Origin of the sequence: Micrococcus sp. Mcc28 (assembly GCF_024519775.1) — a bacterium.
Classification (GTDB): Bacteria; Actinomycetota; Actinomycetes; order Actinomycetales; family Micrococcaceae; genus Micrococcus; species Micrococcus luteus.
In genome coordinates this window covers 161,491-175,184 of sequence record NZ_JALJRH010000001.1, presented here as the reverse complement: position 1 = coordinate 175,184, position 13,694 = coordinate 161,491, and the positions used below count along the sequence as shown (strand labels likewise).

Here is a 13,694-nt window from a genome sequence, read left to right as displayed (position 1 = left end):
AGTCTCGGCGTCCGCCCGGCTCCCTAGGATAGGGACAGCGCGCGCGGCGCCCCGGCCCGCCGGCACCGGCCGCGCGCACCCGCATCCCCCCGCACCCGTCCCGGACCGGTGCGGACCCAGCCCGAGGAGGACCCGTGGCAGCCGAGTTGATCTCCGGACGCCGTGCGCGCATGACGCGCACCACGAGCGAGTCGGACGTGTACGTCGAGATGGATCTGGACGGCACCGGCCGCGCTGAGATCTCCACCACCGTGCCGTTCTACGACCACATGCTCACCGCGCTGTCCCGGCACTCCCAGATCGACCTGACGGTCCGTGCCACCGGGGACACGCACATCGACGTGCACCACACGGTCGAGGACGTCGCCATCACCCTGGGCGAGGTGCTCAAGACCGCGCTCGGGGACAAGTCCGGCATCCGCCGCTTCGGCGAGGCGTCCGTGCCGCTGGACGAGGCGCTGGCGCGCGCCGTCGTCGACGTCTCCGGCCGGCCGTACCTCGTGCACGAGGGCGAGCCCGAGGGCCAGCAGTACCACCTCATCGGCGGGCACTTCACCGGTTCCATGACCCGCCATGTGTTCGAGTCGATCACGTACCACGCGGCGATCTGCCTCCACATGGACGTCGTGCGAGGCCGGGATCCGCACCACATCGTCGAGGCGCAGTTCAAGGCCTTCGCCCGCGCCCTGCGCGCCGCCGTCGAGGACGACCCCCGCATGACCGGCGTGCCCTCCACCAAGGGCGCCCTCTGATGGCCCGCCCCACCACCGTCCCCGGCGTGCGGCCGCGCGTCGCCGTCCTGGACTACGGCTCGGGCAACGTGCACTCGGCGCTGCGTGCCGTGGAGCGGGCCGGCGCGGAGGTCGAGCTCACGCGCGATCCGCAGGCCGTGCAGGAGGCCGACGGGCTGCTCGTGCCCGGCGTCGGGGCGTACGCGTCCGTGATGCGGGCACTGACCGAGGTCGGCGGCACCCGCTGGATCGGCCGCCGCGTGGCCGGGGGCCGACCCGTCCTCGGCATCTGCGTGGGCCACCAGATCCTCTTCGACGCCGGCGTCGAGCACGGCGAGCGCACCGCAGGCATGGGGGAGTGGCCGGGTGTCGTCGCCGAGCTGCCCGCCGAGGTCCTGCCCCACATGGGCTGGAACACCGTCCGGCCGCCCGAGGGCAGCGCCCTCTTCGCGGGCATCGAGGACGAGCGGTTCTACTTCGTCCACTCCTACGGCGTGCTCGAATGGGAGTTCGACCAGACGATCTCCGCCATGCGTCCGCCCCAGGTCACCTGGGCGCACCACGGCGCGGACTTCATCGCCGCCGTGGAGAACGGCCCCCTGTCGGCCACGCAGTTCCACCCCGAGAAGTCCGGGGACGCCGGGCTGCAGCTGCTGCGCAACTGGCTGGAGACCCTCTGATGCCCTACTGGTCCGTCCTCTACCTCGCCCTCGGCGGGCTGCTGCTCGGCGCCGCCTGGTCCATGCGCACGCAGAAGGCGCCGCTGTGGGCCATCGTGATCGTCCTCGTGCTGGCCGGCATGGCCATCGCCGCCTCCTTCCTGACCGTCGGCGCCTGACCGCGCCGGCCGCCCCACCCGAGAGGAACCCCATGACCCCGAACGCCCCCGCCCTCGAGCTGCTGCCCGCCGTCGACGTCCAGGACGGCCAGGCCGTCCGCCTCGTCCAGGGCGAGGCCGGCAGCGCCACCTCGTACGGCGACCCGGTCACCGCCGCCCTGGACTGGCAGCGCGCCGGCGCGGAGTGGATCCACCTCGTGGACCTGGACGCGGCCTTCGGTCGCGGTGACAACCGCGAGGTCATGCGCCGTGTGGTGGAGGAGATCGGCGTGAAGATCGAGCTGTCCGGCGGCATCCGCGACGACGCCTCGCTCGAGAACGCCCTCGAGATGGGTGCGGCGCGCGTGAACCTGGGCACCGCCGCCCTCGAGGACCCGGACTGGACCGCGCGCGTCATCGAGCGCTTCGGCGACCGGGTGGCCGTGGGCCTCGACGTGCGCGGCACCACGCTCGCCGCCCGCGGCTGGACCAAGGAGGGCGGCGACCTCTGGGAGGTGCTCGCCCGCCTCGAGGATGCCGGCTGCGCCCGCTACGTGGTCACCGACGTCACGAAGGACGGCACGCTCAAGGGGCCGAACACGGAGCTGCTCGCCCAGGTCTGCGCGAAGACCGCGAAGCCGGTCGTCGCCTCGGGCGGCATCTCCTCCCTCGAGGACGTTGCCGCGCTCGCGGCCATGACCGGCCAGGGCGTCGAGGGCGCGATCATGGGCAAGGCGCTGTACGCCGGCCGCTTCAGCCTGGAGCAGGCGCTGGCCGTCGCCGGCGGCGCCACGGTGGAGCAGGCGCGCTCCGAGCAGCCCGGCCCGGTCGCCCCGTGACGGGCTCGCACGACGACGGCGGCCTGGCCCGCGGCGACGGGCTCGGTCCGATCGACGAGACGGTCGCGGTGCCGCATCCGGCGGCCCGGGAGCTGCCGGGGCACATCCGGGCCGCACTCGACCGCATGCGGGAGAAGACCGCGGGCGAGAACACCGCGGACACCGCGGGCATCCCGTGGCAGGGCCGCGACCTCTCCGGCCCCGGCGTGGACGGCTCCGCGAACCCGTTGCACGTGTTCGACGAGGACGACGGCACCAGCCCGGCCGAGTGGACCGCCGTCATGGCGGCCCTGACGGACGGCTCCGCCGGTGAGCGGGAGGTGACGGAGGTGCTCGCGCGCATCCGCGTGTTCGCCGCCGTCGTGCCCACCCTCGCCGGGGACGAGGACGACGTCCACGACCACGCCGACCACACCGGCCACGAGCACGACGTCGCGGCGCACGGGGACAAGGCCGCGGACGTGGCCCTCGTGACCATGCGCGCGCCGGACGGCCGGCAGGCGCTGCCGGTGTTCACGAACGTGCCCGCGCTGACGGCGTGGAACCCGGTCGCCCGACCCGTGGCCGTGTGGCTGCCGCGTGCCTGCCTGTCCGCCGTGGACGAGGGCTGTGAGCTCGTCGTCATCGACGCCGGCGCCGAGCACACGTACGTGGTGCGACGCCCGGCCGTGTGGTCGCTCGCCCAGCAGAGGGAGTGGACCCCCGCCTATCGGGACCAGGAGATCGCGGACGAGATCGCCGAGATCGCCGACCTGGTCCCGAACCTGTTGAACCTGGGCCTCGCACCCGGGTCGGGGGTGGCCACACACACGGGTTCCGGCGCGGTGATGAACGGAGGCGGGGCCGGGCCCGAGCTGCAGATCGTCGCGATGCCCACCCGGGACGCCGACGCGGCCGGGGTGCGCCTGATGACGGCCACGCTCAAGACCCTCCTGGCAGACCTGCCGCTGCTGGCCGAGCGGGCCGACTCCGTGGAGATCACGGTCCGCCGACCCTGATCGGTCGCCCGGCCTGTCCGGTACCGTTGAGGGGGAGGGGAGGGCCCGTGGTGGCCCCACCCCATCCTGGAGGCCGTGCGCCGCGCGCCGGCCCCATGCCTCCCATCCTCCGAGGAGTACCCATGAGAACCAGAACCTTGACCGGCGTCGCCACCGCGGCGCTGGGCGCGGTGGTGGTGGCCGGTGCCGGCCCCGCCCTCGCGCAGACCACGCTCACCCAGGGCTCGGCGATCACCGCGCCGGCCGGGGCGTGCAGCCTGACCATCGTCGACGACGCCACCGCCTACACCGCGGCCCACTGTGGTGCGGGCCAGTGGCAGATCGGCTCGACCGTCCGCGACGCTGACGGCACCGCGATCGGCACCGTCTCGGCACTGCCCGGCGATTCGGGCGTGGACGCGGTCCGCGTGGCCCTGGCCGACGACGTCGACGTCGTGGGCGACTGGTCCACGCGGCCGGCCTCGTCCATCGGTGTGGGCGAGACCGTCTACACCCACGGCTCGTCCGTGCCGCTGGGCGCGCCGAACACCGTGTCCCACACGCAGACCTTCGAGGCCGCCACGGTCTGCGACGACGCGTACGCGGATCAGGTTGCCCTCGACACCGCCTCGACCTACGCCGGCGACTCGGGCGGGGCCGTCTATGACGCCCAGCAGCGGGTGGTCGGGGTCATCTCGGGCATCGCCCCGGTGACCTTCGACGCCGAGGGCAACGTGGTGGGCTGCGACGCCCAGGCGATGTCCTCGATCATGGTCCCGGTCGAGTCCCTCGACGCGCTGGACGCCTCCGCGGCGCCCGCCGCCGAGACCGCCGCGGCCGCGGAGACCGCTCCGGCCGCCGAGACCGCCCCGGCGATCGCCGACGTCGCGGGCCCCGTGGCCGACGAGGACCTGCCCACCGGCGGCGAGCCTGCCGTGGACGAGTCCGAGCTGACCGAGTTCACCCCGGCCGAGGAGGAGGCCATCGCGGCCGAGCTCAAGGCCCGCGCCGAGACCGCCGCGGAGGAGGCCGCCGAGGCGGCCCCCGCTGCTGAGGCCCCGGCCGCTGAGGCCGCCGCGCCGGGCGTGACCGACGTCGTGGCCGCGCCCGCCGAGGGTGTCGCCTACGGCACCCAGGTGGTCGCGCAGACGGATCAGGGCGGCTTCGCCTCCGTCACCGTCACGGCCTACGACGCCGACGGCACGGTCCTGGGCCAGGAGGGCCTGGACCTCACCGGCGAGTACCGCGCCTGGCTGCCCGTGCCGGCCGAGGTGCCCGCGGGCGGCTCCGTGGTGGTGACCGTGGTCGACGCCGCCGGCGCCGCCACGGACGCCACCGTGACCCTGGGCGGTCAGCTGGTCGGCTGATCGATTCCGCCCCGAACGACACGACGGGGCCCGGTGATCCCGCACGGATCACCGGGCCTCGTCATGTCCCGGGGCCGGGGCGACCCCGGCCAGGTGGGGACGTGGTCAGCACAGCCCCTCGAGCCGCCGCCCCAGGCGGGAGAAGATCCGGGTGAGGGACTCCGCCTCGCCCGGCGCCAGGTCGCCGAGGAAGAGCTCGTCCACCTGCCGGGCGTGCTCGATCGCGGCGCGCCGGAAGGCGGACCGGCCCTCGTCGGTGAGGACGGCCTCGAAGCCCCGCCGGTCACAGGCCACCGGGCGGCGGTCGATCAGGCCGCGGGCCACGAGCGTCTTCACCTGGTAGGTGATACGCGACGGGGAGAAGACCATCCGGGACGCCAGCTCTCCCAGCCGGAGCCGGCCGTCGGGGGACTCGTAGAGGAGCAGCAGCAGGTTGTAGTCGGCCAGCGACATGCCGCAGTCCTGCTTCAGGCGGCGCTCCAGCACCTCCGTGAGCATCTGGGTGGCCTCGAAGTAGGCGCGCCAGGCGCGCTTGGGCGGGTCCACCGGGCGGTGCGCCTCCGAGGCGGAGCCGAACCAGCCGCCGTCGGGCTCCGCCGCCGCGTCCTGCGCGGCGGGCTCAGGGGCCGGGGTTGAGGAGCTGCTCAAAGGGGGTCACCTCCAGGTCGATGTCCGCGGGCGCGGCGGCGCGTGCCCGCGGGGGGCGGTTCAGGGTGATCTCGGCCAGGTCGCGTCCGGCGGCCCGGATGCGGGACTGCAGCGGGTCGGTCCGCATCGAGGCCTGCACGCCGGCCGCCTCGCCCCAGTCGTCCGAGGCCGCGAAGACCGCGGTCGGCACGATGCGGGCCTTGAGGTAGGCGAACAGCGGCCGCATGGCGGTGTCGATCATGAGCGAGTGGCGGGCGGTGCCGCCGGTGGCGCCGAGGAGCACGGGCACGCCGACGACGGACGTCGGCTCCGCGAGGTCCCAGAAGGACTTGAACAGGCCCGAGTAGGAGGCCTTGTACGTGGGCGAGACCGCGATGACAGCGTCGGCCTGGGCGACCTCGTCCAGGGCGGCGCGCAGGGCCGGGGAGATGGCGAAGGTCACCAGGGCCTGCGCGATGTCCACGGCGAGCTCCCGCAGCGTGATCAGGTGGATCTGCGGGACCACGCCGTGCTCGGAGAGCGCCGCCGAGGCGGACTCCGCCATGCGTTCGGCGAGCATGCGGGTCTGGGACGGGTCCCCGGACCCGCCGGAGACCACGGCGAGGTGCCGGGCCTGCGGCGTGAACGGGGCGGAGGCATCGGGGGCGCCGGGGGTGGTCACTGCGCGGCACCGCCCTTCGCGGCATCGGCGGTGGCGCGCTGCTCGGCGGCCGCCGCGCGGTCGAGCTGGGCCTGCGATCCCTCCTTGCCGCCGGGCACGGGAGCCTCGCCGCGGCGGGCGCGTGCCACGAGGAACTCGTGGGTCTGGGCCGCCGGGACGTCGTCCGGCTTCAGAGCGTCGAACTCCTTGCGCAGCACGGGCAGGACCTCCTCGCCGAAGAGGTCGATCTGCCGCAGGACGGTGTCCGTGGGCAGGCCGGCGTGGTCGATGAGGAACATCTGACGCTGGTAGTCGCCCACCCAGTCGCGGAACGTGAGCGTGCGCTCGATGACCTGCTGCGGCGAGCCGACCGTCAGGGGCGTCATCCTCGAGAAGTCCTCGAGGGACGGGCCGTGGCCGTAGACCGGCGCGTTGTCGAAGTAGGGGCGGAACTCCGCCACGGCGTCCTGCGAGTTCTTCGCCATGTAGGCCTGGCCGCCCAGGGCCACGTACGCCTGATGGGCCTTGCCGTGGCCGTAGTACTCGTAGCGCTGGCGGTACAGGCGCACCATCTGGATGACGTGCTCCTTGTTCCAGAAGATGTTGTTGTGGAAGTAGCCGTCGCCGTAGTAGGCGGCCTGCTCGGCGATCTCGGGGGAGCGGATGGAGCCGTGCCACACGAAGGGGGCGACGCCGTCCAGGGGCTGCGGGGTGAGGGTGAAGTCCTGCAGCGGGGTGCGGTGGTTGCCGCTCCAGTCCACGGTCTCCTCATGCCACAGGCGGTAGAGGAGGTTGTAGTTCTCCACGGCGAGTTGGATGCCCTGGCGGATGTCCTTGCCGAACCACGGGTACACGGGGCCGGTGTTGCCGCGGCCCATCGTCAGGTCCACGCGACCGTCGGCGAGGTGCTGCAGGTACGCGTAGTCCTCGGCCAGACGCACCGGGTCCATGGTGGTGATCAGGGTCGTCGCCGTGGAGAGCTGGAGGGTCTCGGTCTGCGCGGCCAGGTAGGCCAGCAGCGTGGGCGGGTTGCCCGGGGCCACGAAGGGCGGGTTGTGGTGCTGGCCGGTCGCGAACACCTCGAAGCCCGCCTGCTCGGCGTGGCGGGCGATCTTGACGGTGTCCTTGATCCGCTGATGCTCGGTGGGGGCGGTCCCGTTCGTCGGATCGGCGGTGATGTCGCCGATCGTGAAGACGCCGAACTGCATGGTGTGCTCCTCAGTGTGCCCGGGGGCGGGTCTCACGGTGCCGGCCGCGCCGTCGCCGTGTTCTTCAAAAATGAACTATACCGCACAACGAGCCGCCCCGTCCTGAATATTCCGCAGGGCCCGACACGGCAGACTGGTCCCATGAGCCCCGCCTTCGACGCCGGTCGCCTCGCCCACACGGACGTCCTCATCCTGCAGCAGGTGACGAGCTTCCTGTCCAACGACATCCAGGTGACGGACCCGGACGGGCGCACCGTCGTCTCGGTGGTCACTACGGGCGGGGGCCTGGGCCGAATGCTGATGGGGAACCGCAGCTTCGACGTGGTCGACGGTGACGACGGCCGCGTGCTCTTCCGCCTCGCCGACCCGGCCACGTTCGGCCGCGACCGCTTCGCGATCCTGGACGCCGACGGGCTGCCCTTCGCCAACCTCGTCCGCCAGATCGCGTTCCTGCGGACGTCCGTGAACGTCGAGGTCGTGGACGGCACGTGCTTCGCGGTGACCGGCGACCTGTGGGACCACGACTACGCCATGACGGTGGGCCAGCAGCCGATCGCCCGCGTGACCGCGCGGTTCGGAGGCGTCATGAACGCCCTGGCCGGGCGCTCGCGGTACGAGATGCGCCTGGACCCCGGCATGCCGCCCGTGGTGCGCTGCGCCGTGCTCGGCACGGCCATCGCCCTCGACCTGATCCGGGCCAAGGACCGGCGCAGCAACGGCTGAGTCCGCCGAGCGCGCGGCCGTCTCGACGGCGCCTCCGGGGCGTGCCTTGACCCCTCCCGTAGGATTCGACGGTGGACTTCGGAGCGTACGGACGGCTGTTGCAGGACCCTCGGATCCGCCATCTGCTGGCGGTGGGGTTCATCGCCCGCTTCCCGCACACCGCGGCCGGGGTGATCCTCACCCTGCACGTGGCGCTCACGCTGGGCCTGGGCTACGGCCAGGCCGGCCTGGCTGGGGCGGCGATGACGCTGGGCATCGCGGTGGGCTCGCCGTGGCGGGGCCGCGTGGTGGACGCGAAGGGGCTGCGCCGTGCACTGCTGCCCTCCGTGATCGCGGAGGCCGTGATCTGGCCGATCGTCCCGTGGCTGCCGTTCTGGCCGATGCTCCTGGCCGTGTTCCTGGGCGGCGTGTTCTCACTGCCGATCTTCTCCGTCGTCCGGCAGGGACTCGGCGTGCTCACCCACGGCAAGGACCGGCAGACGGCGTTTGCCCTGGACTCCATCGTCACGGAGACGATCTTCATGATGGGCCCGGCGCTGGGCGCCGTCGTCGCGGCCACGTGGTCGAGTGCCCTCGGCCTGACCATCGTCGGCCTCTCCAGCGCGCTGGGCGGCATCCTGCTGATGTGGTTCAACCCGCCGACACGGTCGAGTCAGCTGGCCGTCGTCGGACCGGCGACCGAGGATCCCTACACCGAGGAGCAGGACCGTCAGGAGGCGATCGCCCAGGCGGTGACCGCCGCGCCCATGCACGTGGAGATGGCCGCCCCCAGCCTGGCGACCGGTGCGCTGCCGGCCATCACGGAGGCCATCCCCCTGGTCACCGGGTCGCTGCCCGTCATCGCCGCGGACGGCTCCGGGCCGACGACGGCGCCGCGCCGGGCCCGGGCCGAGCGGCTGCGGCAGTGGCGGCGGACCCACTTCTCCTGGGTCGGGCCGGAGGTGCTCGGTGTGCTCGTGGTGTCGATGGCGGCCGGGATCGTCATGGTCGGCACCGAGGTCTCGATGGTGGCCGAGCTGGAGTCGCAGGGCGCCGCGGCGTCGGTGGGTCTGGTGTACGCGTTCTGGTGCGGCGCCTCCGCCGTGGGCGGGCTCTTCTATGGGGCCTGGGGCCGCCAGGTGCACCCGTACCTGCTGATGGCGCTGTTCGCCGTGGCGACGGTGCCGCTCGCGCTCGTGGACGGGGTGTGGGCGCTCGCGCTGGCCTCGATCCCCTCGGGTCTGCTGACGGCGCCGACCCTGGCCTCGGCCTCGTCCCGGCTCTCGCACCTCGTGGTGGAGGAGCGGCGCGGCGAGGCGATGGGCTTCTACGGCTCGGCCATGACCGCCGGCGCCGCCATGGGCGCCCCGCTGGCCGGCGTGTTCATCGACGGCGTCGCCCCGTCCGCGGGCTACGTGTTCGCGGCGGCCGCGGGCTTCGTGCTCGTGCTGCTGGCCGCCCTGGCGACGGTGATGCGCGGGCGGCGTCCCGCCTGAGCCGGACCCGCTCCGCGCGTCAGGCCAGGAGCTCGTGGATGCGGCGGACCAGCACGGCGGTGAGGTCCGCGTCGAAGTCCGCGGTGGAGGAGTCCATGAACAGGTGCCGGTCCGTGTCGTACTCGAAGAGGTCGGCGGGGCGGTCCGGGTGCTCGGCGGTGGCCGCGTAGGAGCGGGCGGTCTCGAGGTCGCCCTCGAGGGCCCAGGGGTCGCGGGTGCCGAGGTGGATCTGCAGGGCGGTGTGGGGCTGCCAGAGCGGGGCGTAGGCGTCGAGGGCCAGGACGCCGGCCATGGCGATGCACGCGCGGAAGCCGGGGACCACCTGGGCGGCACGCCAGGCGGGCATCACGCCCATGCTGATGCCCGCGACGACGGAGGCCTCCTGGTGCTCGGCACACGCCCGCATGCCGCGTCGGCCGATCTCCTCGAAGCCGAGGTGCTGGGCGTGGGCGACACCCTCGTCCACGGTGGCGAACGTGCGGCCGTCGTAGAGGTCAGGGGTGTGGACGGTGTGACCGCCGCTGGCGATCTGTTCGGCGAGCGCGCGCACGCCGTCTGTGAGACCGAGGGCGTGGTGGAAGAGGACGATCTGCGCCATGGGTCAGAGCGTAGACCGCGGTGAGCGGCTGCCCCAGAGTGCGGGTGGGTGATCGGGGCGAAGAAGTGAGGTGGCTCGCGTCTGTCGCCACGGGTGAGTTGCCGCTCATTGCGTGGAGGGCAAGCGCAGTGTTTCTCCGACCGGTGCCCTGGGTTCTCGTTGCAGCGCTCCTCCCCGGGCGTGCTCTGCTGGGTGGGGGCGAGACTCGGGGACGCATGCTGTCGGTGCGGATGCGGAAAGGAGGCTCCTGCCCACCGGAGACTGCGCGAGCGAGCGGCGAGGAATCTTCTGCATGAGTGCCGAGGCACTCGTGCGAACGGTCACGGGGCTACTCGAGGCAGGACCGGACAGCAGCCTCCTCGCTTCATCCGTCTTGCGACCTTCGGGACGTCTTCGCCGGACGATGCGGCGTCCCCTTTGGACGGACGGCGACGAAGGGGCGCCCTGTCCGACTGCTCCTGGCGACCTCGACCACGGCATCCACGTTCGACGGAGGACGGGAGAACGTCTCGCCGGGTGGACGTCGGAGCTGAGTCCACCGTTCCGCTGCGGTCACACGGGAATCGCCGTCAGTGCGGTCACGCCAGGGCGGGAGACGCGAGCTGGCAGGGCATGCCGGGTTCGGGGACGGCGGGACTGATGTGCACGGCCCGCCCCGGCAGGGGCTCGACCTCGGTCAGCCGTGGCCAGATGAGCCGGTGCTCGGCGTTCGTCCCGGCCGGCACGAAGAAGCGGTGGGGCAGGTGCAGCAGCAGCCGGCCCGTCGCCAGCTCTCGGCCGCCGAACACCGCCAACCGCAGGCCGGCGGCGGTCGGACGGCCGAGCCAGTCGTGCACGTCCTCCTCGACCGTGCGGTAGGTGTCCCCGACGCGCAGGCCGGACCACGCGTTCCAGCCCGTGATCACCGCCGTGCCGCCGGCGGCCGCGAGCTCGCGCAGGCGGGCCAGGGCGGCCTCCCCGGCCCCCTCGACGTCCGGGGTCAGCACCGGCGTCCCGGACCGCGCGGCCGCCGCGGCCTCCCCGGTGCCGTCCAGCACGGCCACCGGCCGGCCGCTGCGCAGCGCCACTTCGACGACGGCGGCCAGCGTCTCCGCGCGACCGCCCGCGGCCTCGACGATCCATGCGGTGCGTCCCTCCGCGCCGGTCGGCCACCGCCAGGGACGGTGCCGGCCGTGGGCCGCGTCGTCGAGCAGGGCCAGGGCCGTGGCCTCCGCCCGGCGAGCGCGGTCCGGCACCCAGCGCTCCGGCAGGGCGGGGGTGACCACGGGCGGGGGTGTCGGCCAGTCACCCGCCGCGTACTTCTCCACCAGGACCGAGACGACGGCCTCCCAGGGGGCGACGGCCGGGGCGGCCGCGGCCTCGCCCAGCCGTCGCCACACGGGCGTGCCGCCGTCGACCGTCCACTGGGACGCGCGGAACGGGACCGTCGGGCGCCCCGCCGTCGAGAGGATCGCGGAGCCGGGGCGACGCGGGTCGAGCCGGGCCGCGGCGGCCGTGCCCACGAGATCCCACGACTCCTGCTCCGTCGCGGTGCGCAGGGCGATCGTGCTGCCCAGGTTCGAGCGCAGGTCCGAGCCCACCGCACCCGTGGCCCGCTGCGTGGCCAGGATGAGGTGGAAGCCCAGGGAACGGCCCGTGGCGGCCAGACGCTGCAGGACGGCGGCCGCGTCCGGGTGGTCGTCCACGAGCACGCGCAGTTCGTCGATCGCCACGACGAGCCGAGGCAGCGCCGCGTCCGGATGGCGGCGACGGAAACCGGGATAGTCGCTGACCCCGGCCTCTGCGAAGAGGGCCTCGCGGCGATGCAGCTCCGCCCGGATGGCGCTCAGCGCCCGCAACGAGGCCGTTCCCACGTGGTTGGTCTCCAGGCTCATCGTGTGGGGGAGCGCGCCCAGCGGACCGAACGACGCGCCGCCCTTGAAGTCCAGCAGCAGGAACGCGACCTCGGCCGGCGGGTGGTGCGCCGCAGCCCCCAGCAGGAGGGACAGCAGGAGATCCGACTTCCCGGATCCCGTGGTGCCCGCGATGAGCAGGTGCGGCCCGTCGGCGGCCAGGTCCATCTCGACGACGCCCGTCTCGTCGCCGCTACGGGCGAGGGTCACGGTGAGCCCGTCGACGGCATCGCGGGCGCCCACCTGCCCCGGTGGTGTGAGCGTGCCGTCGCCGTCGTCGGTGGGCAGCAGGCCGAGGTCCACGACGTCGTCGGCCAGCTCGGTCAGCCAGGCGACCAGGGTGCCGTCGGCGAGGCCGTCGGCGGTCACGTCCTCGAAGCGCTGCTGTTCGGCGGGGACCACGACGGTGCGCCCGCGCAGGTCGACGACGGCGTCCCCCGGCGCAGGCGACGGCCCGGTGAAGTCGTACCGCGTCCAGGGCAGATCCGCCCGGGCCGTGGGCGTCGTCCCCGCGTCGCCGCCGATGGCGGCCCGCCACGCTCGCCACGCCGGATCCAGTGCCGCGTCCTCAGGAGCCGACACCAGCAGCCGCGGGCCGGACCCGCCCGACCACCAGGTGCGGCGGACTCCACCGGCCTCCACCACGAACGCGCCGTCGGCGGCCACCGCGTGCCGCAGGAGCTGGAACACCGCCCACCGGCAGGCCCCGGCCACATCGCGCGGCGGCCCGAGCACGACGACGCGCGACTCCGGCGGTGACGTCGTCATCACGGTGCGCCGCGACGTGACGGCCTCCACCCATGCCTCGTCCGGGTCGTCCCGCGACAGGGACAGCGCCCCGACGCCGGAACCCCACGAGACCGCCACGGCCTCGTCGGCCCCCGACGTCAGCCCGAAGCGGTCCGTCGCGCCGGAGCGGACGGCGCGGGCCACCGCACCGGGGCTCAGTGCCGCCTGAGCCCGCCGGCGCACGACCGCGTCCGCGCGGGCGGCGAGCAGCCGCGCATGCCGCAGCCGGGTACGGCGCTGCATCGCCAGCATGACCAGCGCCACCGTCACGGACAGCACACCGAACAGCAGGAACACCGGGTTGCCCATCATCAGGACCAGGGCGACCCCGAGCACCAGCGGGCCCAGGGCCGCCACCAGCGGGATCACGACGGACTGCCGGGCCGGTGGGGATCCGAGGTCGACGGCGGGCGGCTCCGGCGTGACCGGCCGCGGCAGGGCGGCCCCGGGCCCGCGGACCAGGCCCAGGGCGGTCCGGCCCACAGGGAGCGGGCTGCGGCCGTCCCACAGGCGTCCGGTGTCCCGAGGACCGTCGTGGACGTGCAGCCCGGTGGGCGCGAGCCGCAGACGCATCGGCCGCGACGGGGCAGAGGGGTCGTCCAGCAGCAGCCGCGCCCCACCGCGTCCCGTGCTCAACCCGCCCTCCCCCAGAGGGACGAGGCGGCCGGCGTCGGGTCCGTGCTCGGTGACCACCGCGAGCTCCGGCCCCCGGGCCGGTGCACTCCCGACCCGTTCCGCGTACGTCACGCTGCGCGGCCCGGCAGCGCACCGGTGCAGCGACCGGGCGGGAAAACGTTCCCGCACCGCCCGGTCCTGCTCGTCCGCGTCGGCGGGGAAGTGCTCCACCCGCCATGTCTCGGGAGCGGCCCCGCCCAGGATCCGCACGCTCCAGGCCATCCCCGCCCCTCCCTCCTGAGACCGGCGACCGGCCCGTCCGGCCGCCTGGGGACGACCCTGCCACGGCCTGATGGCGGTTCGGGCGGCCTGTGG

General features: G+C 74.0%; 13 protein-coding genes. 8 read left to right on the top strand and 5 right to left on the bottom strand.

From position 1 onward, the window contains the following. Positions 1 to 170 precede the first annotated feature (170 nt). The 6 genes from hisB (at position 171) to NR073_RS00780 (ending at position 4,731) form a co-directional block, all read left to right on the top strand. On the top strand, positions 171 to 752 hold the full coding sequence (gene hisB, locus NR073_RS00805) for an imidazoleglycerol-phosphate dehydratase HisB (RefSeq protein ID WP_152743305.1): 582 nt from the start codon (positions 171 to 173) through the stop codon (positions 750 to 752). Beyond that, on the top strand, positions 752 to 1,411 hold the full coding sequence (hisH, locus tag NR073_RS00800; RefSeq protein WP_004167703.1) for an imidazole glycerol phosphate synthase subunit HisH: 660 nt from the start codon (positions 752 to 754) through the stop codon (positions 1,409 to 1,411). Before hisB ends, hisH begins: the two co-directional genes overlap by 1 nt. Beyond that, positions 1,411 to 1,569: a hypothetical protein gene (locus NR073_RS00795; protein ID WP_004167696.1), complete on the top strand. Its 159-nt coding sequence runs from the start codon at positions 1,411 to 1,413 to the stop codon at positions 1,567 to 1,569. Before hisH ends, NR073_RS00795 begins: the two co-directional genes overlap by 1 nt. 32 nt (positions 1,570 to 1,601) lie before the next feature. Next, positions 1,602 to 2,387, top strand: a complete 786-nt coding sequence (gene priA, locus NR073_RS00790; RefSeq protein ID WP_020628149.1) for a bifunctional 1-(5-phosphoribosyl)-5-((5-phosphoribosylamino)methylideneamino)imidazole-4-carboxamide isomerase/phosphoribosylanthranilate isomerase PriA — start codon at positions 1,602 to 1,604, stop codon at positions 2,385 to 2,387. Continuing rightward, the gene (locus NR073_RS00785; protein ID WP_060973580.1) at positions 2,384 to 3,385 is read left to right on the top strand and encodes an SseB family protein; all 1,002 of its coding nucleotides are present in this window, start codon (positions 2,384 to 2,386) and stop codon (positions 3,383 to 3,385) included. The genes priA and NR073_RS00785 overlap by 4 nt, the downstream gene beginning before the upstream one ends. 122 nt (positions 3,386 to 3,507) lie before the next feature. Beyond that, complete coding sequence (locus tag NR073_RS00780; RefSeq protein WP_233437060.1) at positions 3,508 to 4,731, top strand: trypsin-like serine protease; 1,224 nt, start codon at positions 3,508 to 3,510, stop codon at positions 4,729 to 4,731. Positions 4,732 to 4,836: 105 nt separating this feature from the next. On the opposite strand, the gene NR073_RS00775 is transcribed toward NR073_RS00780, so the two are convergent. The 3 genes from NR073_RS00775 to NR073_RS00765 are packed head-to-tail and all read right to left on the bottom strand — an operon-like array spanning position 4,837 to position 7,227. Further along, positions 4,837 to 5,379, bottom strand: a complete 543-nt coding sequence (locus NR073_RS00775; RefSeq protein WP_228070444.1) for a MarR family winged helix-turn-helix transcriptional regulator — start codon at positions 5,377 to 5,379, stop codon at positions 4,837 to 4,839. Beyond that, on the bottom strand, positions 5,351 to 6,040 hold the full coding sequence (locus NR073_RS00770; RefSeq protein WP_049147210.1) for an FMN reductase: 690 nt from the start codon (positions 6,038 to 6,040) through the stop codon (positions 5,351 to 5,353). The genes NR073_RS00775 and NR073_RS00770 overlap by 29 nt, the downstream gene beginning before the upstream one ends. Beyond that, positions 6,037 to 7,227 (bottom strand): LLM class flavin-dependent oxidoreductase, encoded by a 1,191-nt coding sequence (locus tag NR073_RS00765; protein ID WP_127435283.1) that lies wholly within the window; start codon positions 7,225 to 7,227, stop codon positions 6,037 to 6,039. Before NR073_RS00765 ends, NR073_RS00770 begins: the two co-directional genes overlap by 4 nt. A 141-nt stretch (positions 7,228 to 7,368) precedes the next feature. On the opposite strand from NR073_RS00765, the gene NR073_RS00760 reads away from it, so the two are divergent. Together NR073_RS00760 and NR073_RS00755 are read left to right on the top strand one after the other, a co-directional pair. Then, positions 7,369 to 7,950: an LURP-one-related/scramblase family protein gene (locus tag NR073_RS00760; RefSeq protein WP_036339093.1), complete on the top strand. Its 582-nt coding sequence runs from the start codon at positions 7,369 to 7,371 to the stop codon at positions 7,948 to 7,950. 71 nt (positions 7,951 to 8,021) lie between these two features. Continuing rightward, complete coding sequence (locus NR073_RS00755; protein WP_036339096.1) at positions 8,022 to 9,425, top strand: MFS transporter; 1,404 nt, start codon at positions 8,022 to 8,024, stop codon at positions 9,423 to 9,425. Between the two features lie 19 nt (positions 9,426 to 9,444). On the opposite strand, the gene NR073_RS00750 is transcribed toward NR073_RS00755, so the two are convergent. Together NR073_RS00750 and NR073_RS00745 are read right to left on the bottom strand one after the other, a co-directional pair. Beyond that, the gene (locus NR073_RS00750; protein WP_036339098.1) at positions 9,445 to 10,023 is read right to left on the bottom strand and encodes a dienelactone hydrolase family protein; all 579 of its coding nucleotides are present in this window, start codon (positions 10,021 to 10,023) and stop codon (positions 9,445 to 9,447) included. A gap of 578 nt (positions 10,024 to 10,601) precedes the next feature. Next, positions 10,602 to 13,601: an FtsK/SpoIIIE domain-containing protein gene (locus NR073_RS00745; RefSeq protein WP_256748539.1), complete on the bottom strand. Its 3,000-nt coding sequence runs from the start codon at positions 13,599 to 13,601 to the stop codon at positions 10,602 to 10,604. Between the last annotated feature and the right edge of the window lie 93 nt (positions 13,602 to 13,694).

What these genes read in the sequence shown, in the direction of transcription:
- hisB (WP_152743305.1), top strand. Translation starts at nt 171, where the DNA reads ATGACGCGCACCACGAGCGAGTCGGACGTGTACGTCGAGATGGATCTG.
- hisH (WP_004167703.1), top strand. Translation starts at nt 752, where the DNA reads ATGGCCCGCCCCACCACCGTCCCCGGCGTGCGGCCGCGCGTCGCCGTC.
- NR073_RS00765 (WP_127435283.1), bottom strand. Translation starts at nt 7,227, where the DNA reads ATGCAGTTCGGCGTCTTCACGATCGGCGACATCACCGCCGATCCGACG.
- NR073_RS00745 (WP_256748539.1), bottom strand. Translation starts at nt 13,601, where the DNA reads ATGGCCTGGAGCGTGCGGATCCTGGGCGGGGCCGCTCCCGAGACATGG.
- NR073_RS00760 (WP_036339093.1), top strand. Translation starts at nt 7,369, where the DNA reads ATGAGCCCCGCCTTCGACGCCGGTCGCCTCGCCCACACGGACGTCCTC.
- NR073_RS00795 (WP_004167696.1), top strand. Translation starts at nt 1,411, where the DNA reads ATGCCCTACTGGTCCGTCCTCTACCTCGCCCTCGGCGGGCTGCTGCTC.
- NR073_RS00780 (WP_233437060.1), top strand. Translation starts at nt 3,508, where the DNA reads ATGAGAACCAGAACCTTGACCGGCGTCGCCACCGCGGCGCTGGGCGCG.
- NR073_RS00750 (WP_036339098.1), bottom strand. Translation starts at nt 10,023, where the DNA reads ATGGCGCAGATCGTCCTCTTCCACCACGCCCTCGGTCTCACAGACGGC.
- priA (WP_020628149.1), top strand. Translation starts at nt 1,602, where the DNA reads ATGACCCCGAACGCCCCCGCCCTCGAGCTGCTGCCCGCCGTCGACGTC.